This window comes from Ureibacillus yapensis, assembly GCF_003515775.1.
In the GTDB taxonomy this organism is placed as follows: Bacteria; Bacillota; Bacilli; order Bacillales_A; family Planococcaceae; genus Ureibacillus; species Ureibacillus yapensis.
Window position 1 is genome coordinate 79,320 of the sequence record NZ_QWEI01000010.1, and the last position, 17,458, is coordinate 96,777.

Genomic DNA, 17,458 nt, shown 5'->3' on the forward strand with positions numbered 1-17,458 from the left:
TTCAACCCTTTAACTTTTTCAATTCTTCTTCAAGCATTTCAACTTGTTCTTTTAATTTCAATAATTCATGTACGGTATTGACAGCTGTTAGAACGGCAAGCTTCGCACTATCTAATGAAGGATTATGTACACGTATTTCTCGCATTTTATCATCTACTATAGAAGCAACTAATCGCATATGTCCCGTAGATTCCGGACCCACCATTTTATAGGCGTGACCGTAAATTTCTACAGATATACGATTTTTTTCTTGTTCCGCCAATGCAATACCTCCTAAAACGTAAGCAAAAAACCAGTATGATCATTATCGTTCAAATCTTTCATATCAGTGAGTTTAGCTTATGAATTATAGACTTTATACCTTGATTCGTATTTACTTTGCAAATTTATAATACATATCATACCATGAAACTGTTTTTGATGTGAACCTGTAACCAAGAAAGGAACGAACTTATGTCAAATATTGTCTTGCAGCTTTCCACTGAAATCCAAAATAAGGTGAAAGCTTATTACGCTTCATCTATTATAGAACGAAACGCACCTGGCGTTATTTTTGCAGCCAAGCTTCCCGATACAGCCATTACCGTTTACAAATCCGGAAAAGTCATGTTCCAGGGCAGCGGGGCTTTCAGGGAAGCAAGCAGATGGGGCGAAGCAAAATCAAACCCTTCCCATTCGACTACAGTAACAAATAGCAACCTTACCATTCAAACAAAAGGCGACAAACTCCCCGAAAAATTTGCCGAGGCTTCCGTTATTGGTTCGGATGAAACGGGAACCGGTGATTATTTTGGCCCGGTGACAGTGGCTGCCGTTTATGTACCAAAAGAAAAAATCGAGCTGATTCACGAGCTTGGCGTAAAAGATTCAAAAATGCTGAATGACCAGATTATGCGAAAAATCGCACCGGATATTATGGCTGTCTGCCCTCACAGCATCCTAACGCTGCGCAATGAAAAATATAACACCTTCCAATCCAAAGGGTACTCCCAAGGGAAAATGAAAGCATTGCTCCATAATCAGGCGATCAAGCATGTATTAGCGAAAATTGAGCCGGAAAAACCGGAGTACATTTTAATCGATCAGTTCGCGGAACGGGGAATTTATTATAATCATATAAAAAATGAAAAAGAAATTATACGTGAAAATGTCTTGTTCTCAACAAAAGCCGAACAGCTTCATGTAGCGGTGGCCGCTGCTTCTATTCTTGCCCGCTATGCATTTTTGAAGGAAATGGATCGTTTATCAGAAATTGCAGGAGTCAATCTTCAAAAGGGGGCAAGCAGCAAGGTGGATGAAATGGCCGCGCGCATATGGCTGAAGCATGGCGAGGAAACTTTGAAATCCATATCAAAATGGCATTTTGCCAATACCGAAAAAGCGAGAAAGTTAGTGGCCAAAAAAAGATAGGCTTCTTCATGAAAAAAGAGAAACGCTAATTCAACTAGCCGTTTCTCTCTTTTGTCATTAGAGGAACCTATGAACCTATTTCACTAATTTGCTTATTGCCTTAAAGTGGTCTCCTTTGGCAATCTGAAGCATTTCAAACAGCGCCATTTCAACAGTCGTGAGTTTTACCCCAAGCTGCATCATTTTTTGCAATCCAATGTCGTGGCTTTTTTGAGTGCGGGAGGAAGTACAATCCGCCAATACTTCCACTTCAAAGCCATTTTGAATCAACTGTGCCGCTGTTTGGTAAACACAGATGTGTGTTTCAATTCCCGCAAGCAATACCTTTTTGCGCCCCGTAGCTTCCAGCTGTTCAACAAATTCAGGCGTATCATAGGCGCTGAATGTAATTTTTTCAATTGGCTTTTGATTCGGCAAAACGTTCGCAATTTTTTCCACAGTTGGTCCGAGCCCTTTTGGATACTGTTCCAGCCATAACACAGGTAATCCAAGTATCTGTACCCCTTCCGCTACCTTCGCAATGTGATCAATCACGCTCTCGCTATCATGGACAATTTCCGCCAGTTTACCTTGAATATCAATAAGTACGAGCAAGGTTTCATCTTTTTGAAGCATAAACATCCCCCTAAGTTTTAGAAATATTGGTCCTCTGGTAAATTATATTAAAAACCTTAATATATAGATAGTTTTTGCCATAGCTTGAATCGAAAATATGCGACCTGTATAGTATTTAACAGAAAGGATGATGCTTTTTGCTAAGATTAAGCTGGTTGATTAGTCTTGGAATTTCATTGCTCGGGTTTTTAATAATTGGCCAATTTTTCACCATTCAACCGGAAGATACTCTTGAAAATACCAATTTAGGATTCATTGGAATTATTCTGGTTTGCCCATTTTTATTTCTGAGTTTGTTTACTACATTTCGTTTTTTCTTTATTTTAGCTGGAATGGCAAAGAATCGATTATTGAAAGTTTTATCTTTTGTTTTGGGTTTACTGTTGATCGGTGTACTATTTTATTTCATCATGGATTATAAAAATGGCATCATTCTAGATGGCCCAACCATGGAGTTAAATTCCACTTTTTATAACCTTCCAATGTTAAATGAGTTTACATATACAATTTTCTTTAATTTTTATACATTTGCGTTCATACATTCCATTAGCGGACTGATGGGCGGTATTTTTAGTGTTCTAAAGAATAAAAAAAGGAATCCCAGTGAATTTAAGTTATTTAAAATGGATGTTGGAACACTCGTTCCCAATCATTCTCCTCGGCCAAAAGGTAGGCATTTTCACTACGGAAAATACGCTTCTTCAAGAAAAAATGCTCATTAGTGTGGTAAAACCAATCATGGTGAAAGAAATTTCCACTATTCTTCCCATCGAAGAAGCTGCGGTTACTTTGTCAAAATTTACTTTATAATGGACTTATACTTCCGAAATGAGAAAACCTTTGGGAGTATCGGCACATCAATGTAATCCAGAAAGCCGCAACTTCATTCAACTATTAACCGAGTATGGAATGTCCCTTGAGGTTTAGGAAACTAGAGTTCTAAACCTAATACTACTAAAATAAACCTTTATTAAATAACATGAAAAACACCTCATTTGGAGGTGTTTTATCTCTAGTATCATATTAAGTTAGCCCACGAAAAAATTTTTCAACTTATTGCCACTTCTTTATTAGATAGAAGTAATACTGCATTTAATAGAACATCTGCACCTTTTGCACACTCTTCATAAGAAGTATATTCATCTTCCCGGTGACTATAACCTTTTTTGCTTGGTACAAATATCATGGCAGAAGGTACTAGTGATGCAATAAATTGAGCATCATGTCCAGCCCCGCTATACATACGATGACCTTTATAACCAAGATTCAGGCTTGCCTTCTCAACAGCTTCAACAACCTTATTATCAAATACAACAGTGTCGCGATCCCATAACCGACTAGTTGTAACAGTGCAAAGAGCCGTATTTTTTTGTAATTCCTCAATAATGTGTGTAACTTGATTAATTACATTTGCCTCCTGATGTCTCGCTTCCAGGGTGAATACAACATGTGAAGGTATTACAGTGTGAATATTTGGGTAAGCATTCATACGTCCTATTGTATACACAAGTGAATCATCTAATTGTTGCAATTGTTTTTGTATATCTACAATTAAATTAGCGGCTGTAAACATTGGGTCTTTACGCATAGCAATCGGAGTAGTTCCGGCATGATTTGACTCACCATGAACTGTAATTTCGTAACAAACCATGCCAAGGACACCTTCAACAATACCGATATCTAAGCCATGATGTTCTAATACAGGCCCTTGTTCTATATGAAGTTCTATAAAAGCTTGTGCTTCTACTAATCGATTTTCCAATTCTCCTTTAAAACCGCTTTGTTCTAAAGCTTCAGCAAACGTAATACCATTCCGATCTTTAGATGCTAGCATTTTATCTTTATTAAATTTACCAGATAGTACCCCTGATGCCATTAGTGATGGTTCGAAACGAGCCCCTTCCTCATTCGTAAAATTCACTATTGTGATTGGATGGTCCAGTTCTATATTTTTTTCTTTTAATGAATAAACCACTTCAAGAGCAGTTAATACTCCTAATATTCCATCAAAGCGACCACCTTTCACAACCGAATCCATATGTGAACCCAGAACTATTGGTGGCAAGTCTTTTTTACCAGGTAGTGTAGCATACATATTTGCCATATCATCGTACTTTACTGTCATAGATAAGTCTTCAAATATTGTTTGTAAAAGCTGACGAGCTTGTATATCTTCTCTAGATAATGCAAGGCGTGTGACACCGTTATTGTCAGTTTTTCCAAACTGACTAAAATGCTCAATTAACGATTGAAGTCGTTCCGAATTACAAGTTTGCACTAATGAATGCCTCCTTTAATTGGTTACTATCTCCTCTGTCATCTTAGCTTCTTTTTGCCTTTGGACTAACGAATTTGTTGCTAAACTTACGATTATACCGATGAAAATGTTAACAATAATCGCGACAAATCCAATATTAATATCATTAATAATACTTGGAATCTCAGGGAAAATTACTTTTAACTTAAATGCTGTTACTGCGTTAAACAACACGATCGATACCCCTGTAAGAATTCCAGCTATAGCGCCATATTTGTTCATTAATTTGGAATTAAAGAAGCTAAAAATTATTGCTGGTACTAGTTGCGTGATTAATCCATACGACATAATGTTCAAAATTGCCAAAGCATTACCGCCCTTAATTGTAAACAGATAAGCTACGATAATTATCAATACAACAAATACCTTGGAAATCGTTAGCTGTTGTCGATCTGTTGATTGAGGCCTGATTAATTTGTAGAAACCTGTCATTAATCCAATAGCCCCAGACATAATCATAACAGAGACAGGTACGAGTGCCGTTAAAAGTCCTGCTCCTCCAACTATCCCCACAAACCATGGATCAAAGGTTTGCATGACCAGGCGTAATAACGATAAATCGCCCTCCGCTCCTTGAAGGCCGGGTACTTGTACAATTGCAGCAAATCCAATAAAGAAGGCAAATAATATTAATAATGTATATAACGGTAATGTTACAGCATTTTTCTTTAATGCACGCTGGCTTTTTGCTGATAAAATAACACTAAAAGATTGAGGTAATAAGTAAAAGCCAAACGCATTTAATACAATCGTAGAAATAAACCAAGAAACGCTATACCCTTCCGGAGCTAATGATAGCGCTTCCGGTTTAACTGCTTGTACCGCTTCAAACATTGGTTGAATGCCACCAAAATAATGATAAGGTATATAAATACCAAGAAATACAATTACAAACAAAATCATGATATCTTTCAATACTGCAGTCCATGCAGATCCATGAATTCCGGAAATAACGACATATATCGTAACAATAACTGCGCCAATGGTCGATGCCATAACAGGTGTTATCGCACCATATGACGCTTCCGAAACAATAATGCCCAATCCTTTAAGTTGGATTACAATATAGGGAATTAAAGCGATTAAACCAATAAAGGCTACGACCATTCCAAGTCCTTTACTATTGTAAGCCTTCATAAAATATTGCGGTTGTGAAATAACATTGTTCTTTTTCGCAAACCGCCATATTTTCGGGATAATCCAATATGATAATACGTACGCCAAACAAATGTACGCTGGTACATAGTAAGCTGCTGAACCATTTGAGTATGCCCAGCCGCTTCCCCCCAAGAAGGTAAATGTAGTATAAACTTCCCCTGCAATTAGTAGAAATATAAATAATGTGCCGAACCCTTTATTTCCAACTGCAAATTCATCAACATTCATTTCTTTCCCACGTGTGGCTCTTATGCCTAAATAAAGTGCGATTGCAGCAAACAAGAAAATAATGATTAACGCAGCATTCATTCGGTTTCACTTCCTTCATTTTCAGGATCTAGTTTATATACGATATATAAAATCAGTGAAGAAAGGAGCATCCATAAAGCAATCCAAAAGAGTAAAAACGGCAAGCCAAATACGAATACTTCTATGCGATTTGCCCATGGCAACAGTAAACACATCCCTATAAAGGGTATAATCAGTAAAAACTGCGAATACTTTCTCATATATTCACCTCGCAAGAATGTTTAGAATAAACAAATTCTCCATTAAGAACAGTCATCTCCACTTCAACATCCAGCAGTTCCTCAGTTGGACAGTTTAAGATTGATTTATTTAAAATCGCCAAATCTGCCAACTTTCCAACTTCGATACTTCCCTTTATTTTTTCATCTCGACTTGCATAGGCTGCATTTATAGTGTACATACGAATAACATCCAGAAGTGTTACACGTTGTACCTGTCCGAATGGTGTTCCGCCTTTCGTAATTCGTTCAACCGCCATAAACATACCGACAAATGGATTCGCAGTTGTAATAGGAGCGTCTGAACCTGCTGTTACAACTACCCCCAAATCAATCAATTGCTTTGCTGCATACATGTAGTCTGTACGTCCGCCGTAATTGCGAAGATAACTTTCACCAAATTCAAAAGGGAATGGTGGGTTAAGAACCGGAATTAATCCTAAATCACGTACTCGCTGTTGTAAGTCTGGTGGACAAACTCCCAAATGTTCTACACGATGACGGTGATCTTGACGTGGATGCAATTCCTGCAGTCGCTCTATGACATTTAAATACTGCTCAATCGCTTTATCCCCCTGTGCATGGACTGTTAATTGGTAACCTTTTTTATGGGCCGGAGAGAAAATTTTGTACAATTCATCCTCGGAATATTGCAAATAACCGTAGTTTTCTGAATCACTCGTATATGGTTCACGTGTTGCGATGGTAGGTCCTGTACTACTTCCATCAGTAAACAATTTTGCAGGGCCAATCTTGAATGAATCATTTCCTGTATTAGTAACAATTCCTGAAGCAATCATATTCTTAGTAAATGTTTCACAATTATTTAATGAACCAATCATTGCATAAACGCGCAGCTTTAATTGGTCCGCCTGTGAAGCCTGTTGCATAACACGGAAACTATTCTCATCAAATCCTCCTGCATCATGGACACTTGTTATACCATAAGACAATAATTGTTCCTGGGCTTTTTCCAATGCATTATATAATTCTTCTTCACTGTATGGTACATACTGGTTAAACTCTAAAAAAGCATTTTCAATCAATCGGCCTGTCAAACGTCCATAGCCATCTTTTTCAATTGTCCCTCCATGAGGATCAATTGTGTCATGGTTTATACCAGCCAGTTGTAAGGCTGCAGTATTAACGACCCCTATATGTCCACATGTTCGAGTAATAATTATTGTGTGCTCCGTTGTCAATTCGTCAAGTTCTTGTATCGTTGGGTATCTCTGTTCCTTTACCATTAGTTCATTAAATCCAAATACACGAATAACTTCGCCTTTTGCTTTCTCTGAAACTACTTTTTTTATTTCCCCTAGTAACTCTTTTACAGATGTGATACCAGGATTTTTACAGTTCAAATTTAATAATGATATTCCATACAAATAAAGATGCATATGCGCATCTATTAATCCGGGTAAAACTGTCTTCCCTTTTAAGTCAATAATCTCTGTTTTAATGTTTAGCAGTTTTTTAATCTCTTCTGTCGTTCCAACTTTACTTATACGGTTACCTTCAACTAAACATGCCTCAAAAACATCACCTTGTGGATTCACAGTAATTACTTCACCATTAATAAACGCTAACTTTCTTATATTAACCCCTCCCTTTTTACTTTTTTCTCTATAACTGAAAATATACCATAGCTGTTTTACATACTGATATTTACAAAAAGTAAAAAATCTCACTTTTCCATTTTACTTTATGTTATATTTTTCTAAATAAGGAATTACTTTCTCTAAAAAAGTGTTATTTCTTCTAAAACACTACTTCTAAATCTAAACAACCAGTCTAAACTTCGAGTATTAAATTGCTGTTACCTTATTCAAGGGAGGAATTTTAATGTCTTATTCATTAACTGTTAAGGAATTACTTAATCAAAGTCATTTTCCTAAAGCCAAAGTTATTGCTGGACACCAAGGACTCAAAAAAAATTTGAAATGGATTCACATTTTAGAGACAACCAATTTTGGTGAACTCATTAAGGGAAACGAGCTCATTTTAACAACAGGCATTTATTTAAAAAATGAAAGTGATTTTCTGGAATTTGTGAAGCAGTTAATAAAAAAACAAGTCCCTGCCCTTTGTATAGAATGTTGTGAAAATATCCGTAAGGTTCCTGATTCTGTCGTAAAATTAGCTAATAAATATCAATTCCCCATTCTTTTTTTGAAGAGATTATCCCTTTTATAGAAATTACACAAGACATCCACGCACTCATAATTAATGAACAATATAACCTAATGCGAAGACTAGATGACTACGCCCAAGAAATTAATAAACTAACATTGAAAATTAATCATTATGAGCAAATTCTGATGAGACTATATAAATTTCTAGGTCTAAATGTTGTGTTTAATATTTTTGGACAGCAATCACAATTTATACCCAATATTGGACAGTCCGTCTATGAGAGATTGCGGAAAGAATTTAATGCAAATGAAACGTCACCCTATTTTGCCAAGTGTGACGTAAATATATTGGAAGAGAGCTATGGAGAAGTATGTATTTTTAGTGAGGAACGTGAAATTACTGAATTTGACTCTCTTGTTTTGGATCGTACCGTTATAGCACTCTCCCAATTTCTATTGCGCAGTTTATACACTGAAGAAAAACAAAATTTGGAGTCACGCACATTCTTGCACTCATGGTTGGATGGCTCAGTTAACTTAATGGAGTTAAATTCTTTTTTAAATGAACAAAATAATTATAAATTACTTAATTGTAGATATTTTGTACTCATACAAAAATTCCAAAGGTCTAAACAAAACTTCGATTTAACCTATTATAAACTTTATTCACGAAGCATTTTTGAAAAAAACGGCTTTGCTATATTCTTAGTCGAATTGCCTAATCAACTTATATATATAATTGCGGATCTAACCCAACAAGATCTAAAAAAACGTATAGTAGGTTGTATTGAAAAACTAAGAGTATTCAAACGCAATAATTATTATACACAATTAAAAATGACTACTGCTGTTGGACAAATTGTCAACGATTATCAATTTGTTTCCAATAGTTTCGAAACGGCAAAAGATACACTTTTAATCCGAATGAACTCCCAACATTTATCCTATTTTTATGAGGATCTGTTTATATACCAAATTGTTCTGCAAATTCAAAAAAATACTTCCATTTTAGAAATGGCCAGAGATTTTCTAAAGCCCCTTTATGATTACGATTTAAAGCACAAGAGCCAGCTCGTTGAAACGCTGCAAATTTATTTACAATGCAATTGCATGAAGCAAGAAACTGCGGAAAAGCTTTTCATTGTACGGCAAACTTTATATCATCGACTAGATAAAATTGAGTCGCTACTCGGTAGTGATTACCTCTTACCGCAAAAACGCCTTGCTCTTGAAATAATGCTGCTAACTACACAATATAACTTCCAGGAAAATGAAATACGGGCCATTTAAATGATGATTTAAAAAGGTATGAACACTATACAAACCGTCACCTTCCACAGCTGAAAATTCAATTTAATATGCAATATGTGAAATCGGACTCCCAAGATTTTTTACGAAATGTAAGATGCTAGTTTCATATCATCAAGGCACAATAGAATTAGAAAACAGCATTTCAACAAAGGGAGTGGTTGAACAATGAAAACAAAAATTGGCCTGAGTCTAGAGCAAAAAGATGAAAAGTACTTATGGCATTCCATGAAGCCTTATAATCCTGATTCAACGATGATTATCGAAAAAGCTGATGGCTCTTGGTTGACAGACATTAATGGAAAACGTTATTTGGATGCAATGTCTGGGCTTTGGTGTGTTAACGTTGGTTATGGACGTGAGGAAATTGCAAAAGCTGCCTATAATCAATTAATTAATAATAATTATACTCCTCTTTCGATGAGTCACCCTTCAGCTATTTTATTATCTGAGAAAATCAGCAACTTATTAGGCGATGACTATGTCGTATTCTTTTCGAATAGTGGTTCCGAAGCTAATGAAACTGCTTTTAAAATTGCGCGCCAATACTTTCAACAAAAGGGCGAAAGCAATCGCTATAAATTTATCTCCCGATACCGGGCATATCATGGCAATTCGATGGGAGCGCTAGCTGCAACTGGTCAAGCAGATCGTAAATATAGATATGAGCCATTAGCACCCGGTTTCTTGCATGTAAAGGCACCAGATCAATATCGTTATCCTGAGGATAGTCAGAATCCTATTGACCTGCCATCTGTGAAAGCGATCGATGAAGTAATGACTTGGGAACATCCTGAAACAATCGCAGCGGTAATTCTGGAACCTATCATTACAGGTGGTGGAGTGATCATGCCTCCAGATAACTATTTGCAAGGTGTAGAACAAATTTGTAAACATCACGGTGCACTGCTCATTGTTGATGAGGTAATATGTGGATTCGGACGTACCGGTAAAGCATTTGGACATCAAAATTATGGAATTAAGCCTGATATTGTAACAATGGCAAAAGGTTTAACAAGTGCATATATGCCACTTTCTGCAACAGCTGTCCGTCGCGAAATTTATGAAGCTTTCATGAATCAAGGAAATTATGATTTCTTCCGTCATGTTAATACTTTCGGCGGCTCCCCTGCTGCTTGTGCAGTTTCCTTGAAAAACCTGGAAATAATGGAAAATGAAGATTTATATACTCGCTCGGAAGAGATGGGTGCAATCTTGCTAAAAGAATTGCAACATAAGTTGAAAAATTACCCCAACATTGGGGATATTCGAGGCAAGGGATTATTAATCGGGATTGAACTTGTATCGAACCTAGAAACGAAACAGCCCATTGATGTGTCAATAATTAACGATATTATCGCTCATTGTAAAAATAACGGTCTCATTATAGGTAAAAATGGAGTAACAGTAGCTGGTTACAACAATGTAATAACATTATCTCCGCCACTTAATATTACCATTGAAGAAAAAGATTTTATAATCACCAACCTAATTCAAGCTATAAAATCAATTCTAGGGGGACAGTAAGATGAGAATTGGCATTCCAAAAGAAATCAAAGTATTTGAACAGCGAGTAGCTATGACTCCATCCGGGGTACTTAGTCTGGTCAATAATGGTCACCAAGTCCTGATTGAAACAAATGCCGGTATCGGATCAGGTTTTTCAGACGAAGAGTACAAAGCAGTTGGTGCACAAATTGTCCAAACCGCAAAAGAAGCTTGGGATTGTGAAATGGTAATGAAGGTTAAGGAACCAATTGAACAAGAATACAAGTATTTCCGTGAAAATTTAATTCTATTTACTTACTTGCATTTAGCTGCTGAACCTGAGTTAACACACCACTTATTGGAAAGTAAAGTAACTGCGCTAGCCTATGAAACTGTTCAATTAGCAGACAATTCACTTCCGCTTCTCACGCCTATGAGCGAAGTTGCAGGACGCATGGCAACCCAAATTGGTGCTCATTATTTATCTAACTCAAATGGCGGTAAAGGTTTACTGCTTGCTGGAGTACCAGGAGTAAAACGTGGTCGTGTAACTATAATTGGAGGCGGCGTTGTAGGTATGAATGCTGCCATTATAGCTGTTGGTCTAGGAGCTGAAGTTTCAATATTGGATGTCAACCCAGCTAGACTTCGAGAATTAAATAATATTTTTGGAAATAGCTTAACAACATTAATATCAAACCCATATTCAATAAATGAAGAGGTTTCAAAAGCCGATCTTGTTATAGGGGCTGTCCTGATTCCTGGTACAAAAGCGCCCACACTTGTAACGGAAGAAATGGTCAAAAAAATGGAGCCTGGTTCGGTTATTATCGATGTAGCAATTGATCAGGGAGGCATTGTTGAAACAGCAGACCATGTAACAACACATGAAAACCCAACTTATACAAAGCATGGAGTAATCCATTATGCAGTAGGAAACATGCCAGGTGCAGTAGCGAAAACATCAACTATCGCTCTCACAAATGTAACATTACCATATTCTTTACAGATTGCTAATTTAGGAGTAGAGAAAGCTTTATCACAAAACGAAGCCTTATCCAAGGGTCTAAACACATATAAAGGATATGTAACATATCACAACGTAGCGAAAGCACATAACCTTTCTTATAAAGCCTATCAACAAATTACTAATGAAGTAATGATTTAATTTTAAGGGGGATAAATTAATGGCGAACTATACTACTGTGAAGGAATTAACTCATTTTATTGGTGGTGAACAAGTACCTGGTACAAGTGGTCGCTTTTCTGATGTATACAATCCGGCATCGGGCGAAGTAATTGGAAGAGTACCTTTAGCTTCAGTTGCCGAGGTGCAGAATGCAATTCAGAAAGCAAAAGAAGCTTTTCCTGCATGGAGAGATCTAAGTGTTTCAAAGCGAGCTGATATCGTATTAAAATTTCGCAATCTATTATCGGCAAATACCGAAAAAGTAGTGGAATTAATTTGTACTGAAAGCGGCAAAACGAGAGAAGATGCATTAGGTGAAATTACGCGTGGTCTAGAATCCGTTGACCTTGCTATCGGTGTACCACATCTAATGAAAGGTGAATATTCTGTAAATGTTGGTGGTGGAATAAATGCATACTCCGCAAAATATCCATTAGGCGTTGTTGCTGCAATTGCACCCTTTAATTTTCCAATCATGGTACCTCTTGCGCAAACAAGTATGGCAGTTGCAGTTGGAAATGCCGTGATATTAAAAGCTTCCGAGCGTGTACCTATGACAGCATTATATATAAGTGAACTTTGGAAACAAGCTGGATTGCCGGATGGAATTTGGTCAGTTGTAAATGGCGATAAAGATGCCGTTAATGAACTGCTTCAAAATCCAGCGGTTGAAGCAATATCATTTGTTGGTTCAACACCTGTAGCTCGATATATTTACGAAACTAGTGCAAAACATGGTAAACGCGTTGTAGCCTTAGGTGGGGGTAAAAATAACATGGTAGTAATGCCCGACGCTGATTTAGAACAAGTAGTAAACGCTTTTATAAGTGCTGGTTATGGTGCGGCATCACAACGTTGTATGGCAATTTCCACCCTTATGACAGTAGGTTCGGAAACTGCCGAAAGACTAATTCCAATCTTAAAAGAAAAAATCAGTGCATTGAAGGTTGGTCATTTTCAAGATGGAGCAGACTTCGGACCTGTTATTTCTTTACAAGCTAAACAAAGCATTCTAAATTCAATAGAAAAAGGTGAAGCAGAAGGCGCAAAGTTGGTTATTGATGGGCGAAACGAGGAAATAACAAATAACAGTAAAGGATTTTTCCTTGCACCAACTTTATTTGATCATGTAAAACCCGGTATGGAAATCTATGAACAAGAGATTTTTGGGCCTGTACGAAATGTGGTACGTGTAGAGACATTAGAAGAAGCAATTCATTTAATCAATCAACATGAACTTGGTAATGGCGTAACAATATTTACGAATGACGGTTTAGCTGCACGGAAATTCACAACAGAAATCGATGTCGGGATGGTCGGTGTAAATGTCCCGATTCCAATTCCAGTAGGCTATCATAACTTTGCAGGTTTTAAAGATTCAAGATTTGGAGACGGTCAAATGTTTGGACCAGATCAAGTACGTTTCTATACAAAATCAAAAATGATTTCAGAGCGTTGGATTGCACCTAGTGAAAACAATAATCTATCATTCGCTTTTCCGAGTAACAAATAGCAAATAATAATGGTGGTGATCAGCAAATAGCTTTTCACCACCATTGAACTTTATTATCTTACTTCCGCACCGGCTTCAGCCAATGCTTTTAATACTTTCTCGTGGGCATTAACTACTTCTTCGTCCGTTAAAGTACGTTCAGGATTGAAGTAAGTTAAAGAGAAGGCAACTGATTTTTTGTCAGCTTCCATTTTATCTCCTTCATAAACGTCGAACACTTTTACATCTTTTAATAACTTTGTTCCCGCTTTGCGAATGATTTCGCTAATCTCTCCAGCAGGTGTAGAACGGTCAAGCACCAATGCAATATCGCGAGTAATGGCCGGGAAGCGTGGAATCGGTTTATAAACGATTTCCTCAACTTCAGCCTCAAGAATAGCTTGCAGGTTGATTTCCGCTACAAATGTTTCTTTTAAGTCGTATTTTTTTCGCTCTGCTGGATGAAGTCCGCCGATTAACCCTACTTTTTCTCCATCAAGAAGGATTGCAGCTGTCTGGCCTGGATGAAGACCTTCCACCGTAGCTTTTTCATAAGTAACACGCTCAGTTAACCCTAGTTTTTCAAATAGGCTTTCAACAATTCCTTTTGCAACAAAGAAATCAACTGTTAGCTTTTCACCTTGCCATGCATTGTCCACCCATTTTCCTGAAATTACAAGGGCAATGTGTTCTTCTTCATAAGGAAGCTCTTCTGCCGTTTGGCCAAGGAATACAGAACCGACCTCATACAAAGCCACCGAATCCGCTTTACGAGCGACATTATAGCTTGCCGTTTCCACTAAATGCGGAATCAGACTTTGGCGTAAAATCGAACGCTCTTCACTCATCGGCATCAAAAGTTTTGTCGTTGCTTCCGCTTTGAATGCAAACTTTTGAGCAAGCTCCTCGGAAGTTAATGAATATGTCACCGCTTGGTAAAGACCTGCGCCTTCCATGACATTCCGTGCTATGCGGCGTTTGGCTTGGTAAGAAGTTAATCCGCCTACTTGTTCATAATTTACCGGCAATGTCATTGGAATCTCGTCATAACCATAAAGACGGGCGATTTCTTCGACAATATCTTCTTCGATTTTAATATCCTGCCGACGTGTCGGTACATCGATGATTAAAAATCCGTTGGCCGCTTCCACATCAAATTTTAAACGATTTAAAATTTCCAGCATATCCTCCAAGGAGATTTTCATGCCAAGACGGGCATTGATAAAGTCTGGAGACACAACAACTCGTGCAGGTGTTTTATCGAGATCATCCACCGCTACTGTCCCTTCCAGCACTTCCCCGCCGGCAAGCTCTTGCAATAGCTGCGCAGCTCGTTCAGCTGCCAAAAGTACACGGTTTGGATCCACGCCTTTTTCGAATCGTGCAGAAGAATCCGAACGCAAACCTAATTCTTTTGATGTGCGTCGAACCGAAAATCCTTCAAAGTACGCAGCTTCAATGACAACAGTAGTTGTGTCGCTTGTTACTTCCGAATTGGCTCCACCCATAACCCCGGCAATGGCAACCGGTTCTTCGCCGTTTGTAATAACCAAGTTATGAGCTTTTAATGTACGTTCCTGATCATCCAATGTGATGATTTTTTCGCCTTCTTTTGCCAATCGTACAACGATTTCATTTGTTTTTAAGGCATCATAGTCGAAAGCATGAAGCGGTTGGCCATACTCCATTAGGATGTAGTTGGTAATATCGACAACATTGTTGTGCGGACGTACGCCAGCCGCCATTAAATAATGCTGCAGCCATAGAGGCGATTGCGCGATTTTTACATTTTTTACGACTTTCGCAGCATATAACGGATTTTCTTTTGCCTCCACGCGCACCTGGATATAATCTTCCGCTTTTTCGGAAGTTGTATTGTATTGTATTTCCGGTAAGTTTACTTCTTGTGATAAAATCGCTGCAACTTCATATGCAACCCCAAGCATCGACAACGCATCGGAACGGTTCGGTGTCAATCCGAGTTCCAAAACAGTATCCCGCAAGCCAATTAACTCAAGTGCATCACTGCCTGGAACAGCATCTTCCGGCAATACATAAATTCCATCAGCATAATCTTTTGGTACAACACGGCCTTCGATTCCAAGTTCTTGCAGGGAACAGATCATTCCGTTCGATTCCTGCCCGCGCATTTTGGCTTTCTTGATTTTCACACCACCCGGAAGACGCGCTCCAGGTAATGCCACAATTACTTTTTGCCCCGCAGCAACGTTTGGCGCACCGCAAATAATCTGGCGCACATCACCTTCGCCTACCTCAACTTGGCACACATTTAATTTATCCGCGTCAGGGTGTTTTTCTTTTGAAACCACATACCCGACCACCACATTTGTCATACCTTGCGAACGATCGATGACAGCATCAACTTCAATGCCTGAACGTGTAATTTTTTCAGCTAAATCCTGTGGTGCTAAATGATCTATATCAACATATTGTTTTAACCAATTCAATGAAACCAACATGTCTTATACCCCCTCTGTTCTATGGAATTGTGCCAGGAATCGATTGTCGTTTGTATAGAAATGTCGAATGTCGTCCACTCCGTATTTCAACATGGCAATACGTTCTGCTCCGATGCCGAATGCAAAACCGGAGAATTTTTTCGAATCGTATCCACCCATTTCCAATACGTTCGGGTGAACCATTCCGCCACCTAAAATTTCAATCCAGCCCGTGTGTTTACATACATTACACCCAGAGCCGCCGCATTTATGGCAAGACACGTCTACTTCAACGGATGGTTCCGTGAATGGGAAGAAACTTGGGCGAAGGCGAATTTCGCGCTCTGCACCAAACATTTTTTTCGCCAAGGCGTCAAGCGTACCTTTCAAATCGCTCATGCGAATATCTTCCCCGACAACCAAACCTTCAATTTGCATAAATTGATGTGAATGTGTGGCGTCATCATTGTCGCGGCGGAATACTTTTCCTGGGCAAATGATGCGGAAAGGTTCTCCCTTTTTCGCAAGCATCGTACGCGCTTGCACAGGCGATGTATGAGTACGAAGCAGAATTTCTTCCGTTATATAGAAAGTATCTTGCATATCACGTGCAGGATGGCCTTTTGGCAAATTCAGCGCCTCGAAGTTGTAGTAATCTTTTTCAACTTCCGGTCCTTCGGCAATCTCGTAGCCCATTGAAATAAATAAATCTTCAATTTCTTCGATTACGCGTGTTAGAGGATGACGGTTCCCTTGGCGCACTTTGCGTCCTGGCAACGTAACATCAATTGATTCTTTTTCAAGCTGCTCCTGGATTGCTTGCTCTTCCAAAACAGCGGCTTTTTCTTCCAACTGTGCTGTTACATTTTCGCGTACTGCATTCACAAGCGCCCCCATTTTCGGGCGCTCTTCAGGGGATAATTTTCCCATACCCTTTAATAAATCCGTGATTGGACCTTTTTTTCCTAAATACGCAACACGAACATCATTTAATTCTTTTAAGTTTGACGCGGCTTGTATCTTCGCTAATGCTTCTTGTTCTAATTGCTTTAATTGTTGCTCCACGTGTATAACCTCCTTAAGTGACTTTGGTTTGTAATGATTTCGTCTGAAGATGGCTGATTGTTAATGTTTCAAATTTGAAAAGATCGCTTTTTTCCTTGCGATTCTCGGAACTCTATTGTGAATGGCTCACGTTTCAAAAATTATCCAAAACACAAAAAAGCCTCGCCCCCAAAAAAGGGACGAGGACTAAGTTCGCGGTACCACCCTAGTTATTGCTTAGATTTGCAATCACTTCATTGACATAACGACTCGATTGGCCGGCTTTCCTTTCACAATTTACTGATCCCGGAAGCTG

The 17,458-nt window shown here is 38.3% G+C and carries 15 protein-coding genes; 7 read left to right on the plus strand and 8 right to left on the minus strand.

Annotated elements, in window-relative coordinates; translation table 11 throughout:
* Nucleotide 1: 1 nt before the first annotated feature.
* Complete coding sequence (gene zapA, locus D1B33_RS15400; protein WP_118877292.1) at nucleotides 2–262, minus strand: cell division protein ZapA; 261 nt, start codon at nucleotides 260–262, stop codon at nucleotides 2–4.
* A 191-nt stretch (nucleotides 263–453) separates the two neighbouring features.
* Between zapA and rnhC the strand changes: the two genes are divergently transcribed.
* Complete coding sequence (gene rnhC / locus D1B33_RS15405; RefSeq protein ID WP_118877293.1) at nucleotides 454–1,410, plus strand: ribonuclease HIII; 957 nt, start codon at nucleotides 454–456, stop codon at nucleotides 1,408–1,410.
* 75 nt (nucleotides 1,411–1,485) lie between these two features.
* Here the strand turns inward: rnhC and D1B33_RS15410 are convergent, their stop codons facing one another.
* Nucleotides 1,486–2,025: a hydrolase gene (locus D1B33_RS15410; protein WP_118877294.1), complete on the minus strand. Its 540-nt coding sequence runs from the start codon at nucleotides 2,023–2,025 to the stop codon at nucleotides 1,486–1,488.
* 603 nt (nucleotides 2,026–2,628) lie between these two features.
* On the opposite strand from D1B33_RS15410, the gene D1B33_RS18365 reads away from it, so the two are divergent.
* Nucleotides 2,629–2,835, plus strand: a complete 207-nt coding sequence (locus D1B33_RS18365; protein ID WP_147370423.1) for a hypothetical protein — start codon at nucleotides 2,629–2,631, stop codon at nucleotides 2,833–2,835.
* 238 nt (nucleotides 2,836–3,073) lie between these two features.
* On the opposite strand, the gene D1B33_RS15420 is transcribed toward D1B33_RS18365, so the two are convergent.
* The 4 genes from D1B33_RS15420 to D1B33_RS15435 are packed head-to-tail and all read right to left on the minus strand — an operon-like array spanning nucleotide 3,074 to nucleotide 7,586.
* Nucleotides 3,074–4,303, minus strand: a complete 1,230-nt coding sequence (locus D1B33_RS15420; RefSeq protein WP_118877296.1) for a Zn-dependent hydrolase — start codon at nucleotides 4,301–4,303, stop codon at nucleotides 3,074–3,076.
* A 15-nt stretch (nucleotides 4,304–4,318) separates the two neighbouring features.
* Nucleotides 4,319–5,809, minus strand: a complete 1,491-nt coding sequence (locus D1B33_RS15425) for a sodium:solute symporter family protein (protein WP_118877297.1) — start codon at nucleotides 5,807–5,809, stop codon at nucleotides 4,319–4,321.
* Nucleotides 5,806–6,009: a DUF3311 domain-containing protein gene (locus D1B33_RS15430; RefSeq protein WP_118877298.1), complete on the minus strand. Its 204-nt coding sequence runs from the start codon at nucleotides 6,007–6,009 to the stop codon at nucleotides 5,806–5,808. The genes D1B33_RS15425 and D1B33_RS15430 overlap by 4 nt, the downstream gene beginning before the upstream one ends.
* Complete coding sequence (locus D1B33_RS15435; RefSeq protein ID WP_233549504.1) at nucleotides 6,006–7,586, minus strand: amidohydrolase; 1,581 nt, start codon at nucleotides 7,584–7,586, stop codon at nucleotides 6,006–6,008. The genes D1B33_RS15430 and D1B33_RS15435 overlap by 4 nt, the downstream gene beginning before the upstream one ends.
* Before the next feature lie 286 nt (nucleotides 7,587–7,872).
* Here D1B33_RS15435 and D1B33_RS15440 point away from each other — a divergent pair, with 286 nt between their 5' ends.
* From D1B33_RS15440 to D1B33_RS15460, 5 genes are all read left to right on the plus strand, one after another.
* Nucleotides 7,873–8,223 carry a PucR family transcriptional regulator ligand-binding domain-containing protein gene (locus D1B33_RS15440; RefSeq protein WP_118877299.1) on the plus strand — a complete coding sequence of 117 codons (351 nt, stop codon included), beginning with the start codon at nucleotides 7,873–7,875 and terminating at the stop codon, nucleotides 8,221–8,223.
* A 158-nt stretch (nucleotides 8,224–8,381) separates the two neighbouring features.
* Nucleotides 8,382–9,452: a PucR family transcriptional regulator gene (locus tag D1B33_RS15445; protein WP_158583003.1), complete on the plus strand. Its 1,071-nt coding sequence runs from the start codon at nucleotides 8,382–8,384 to the stop codon at nucleotides 9,450–9,452.
* A 186-nt stretch (nucleotides 9,453–9,638) separates the two neighbouring features.
* On the plus strand, nucleotides 9,639–10,997 hold the full coding sequence (locus D1B33_RS15450; RefSeq protein ID WP_118877301.1) for an aspartate aminotransferase family protein: 1,359 nt from the start codon (nucleotides 9,639–9,641) through the stop codon (nucleotides 10,995–10,997).
* Nucleotide 10,998: 1 nt separating this feature from the next.
* Nucleotides 10,999–12,126, plus strand: a complete 1,128-nt coding sequence (gene ald / locus D1B33_RS15455) for an alanine dehydrogenase (RefSeq protein ID WP_118877302.1) — start codon at nucleotides 10,999–11,001, stop codon at nucleotides 12,124–12,126.
* A gap of 19 nt (nucleotides 12,127–12,145) precedes the next feature.
* Nucleotides 12,146–13,660, plus strand: coding sequence for a CoA-acylating methylmalonate-semialdehyde dehydrogenase (locus tag D1B33_RS15460; RefSeq protein WP_118877303.1), 1,515 nt, complete (start codon nucleotides 12,146–12,148; stop codon nucleotides 13,658–13,660).
* A 53-nt stretch (nucleotides 13,661–13,713) separates the two neighbouring features.
* Here the strand turns inward: D1B33_RS15460 and pheT are convergent, their stop codons facing one another.
* Complete coding sequence (pheT, locus tag D1B33_RS15465) at nucleotides 13,714–16,119, minus strand: phenylalanine--tRNA ligase subunit beta (protein WP_118877304.1); 2,406 nt, start codon at nucleotides 16,117–16,119, stop codon at nucleotides 13,714–13,716.
* Nucleotides 16,120–16,122: 3 nt separating this feature from the next.
* Nucleotides 16,123–17,163: a phenylalanine--tRNA ligase subunit alpha gene (gene pheS, locus D1B33_RS15470; protein WP_118877305.1), complete on the minus strand. Its 1,041-nt coding sequence runs from the start codon at nucleotides 17,161–17,163 to the stop codon at nucleotides 16,123–16,125.
* Nucleotides 17,164–17,458 lie beyond the last annotated feature (295 nt).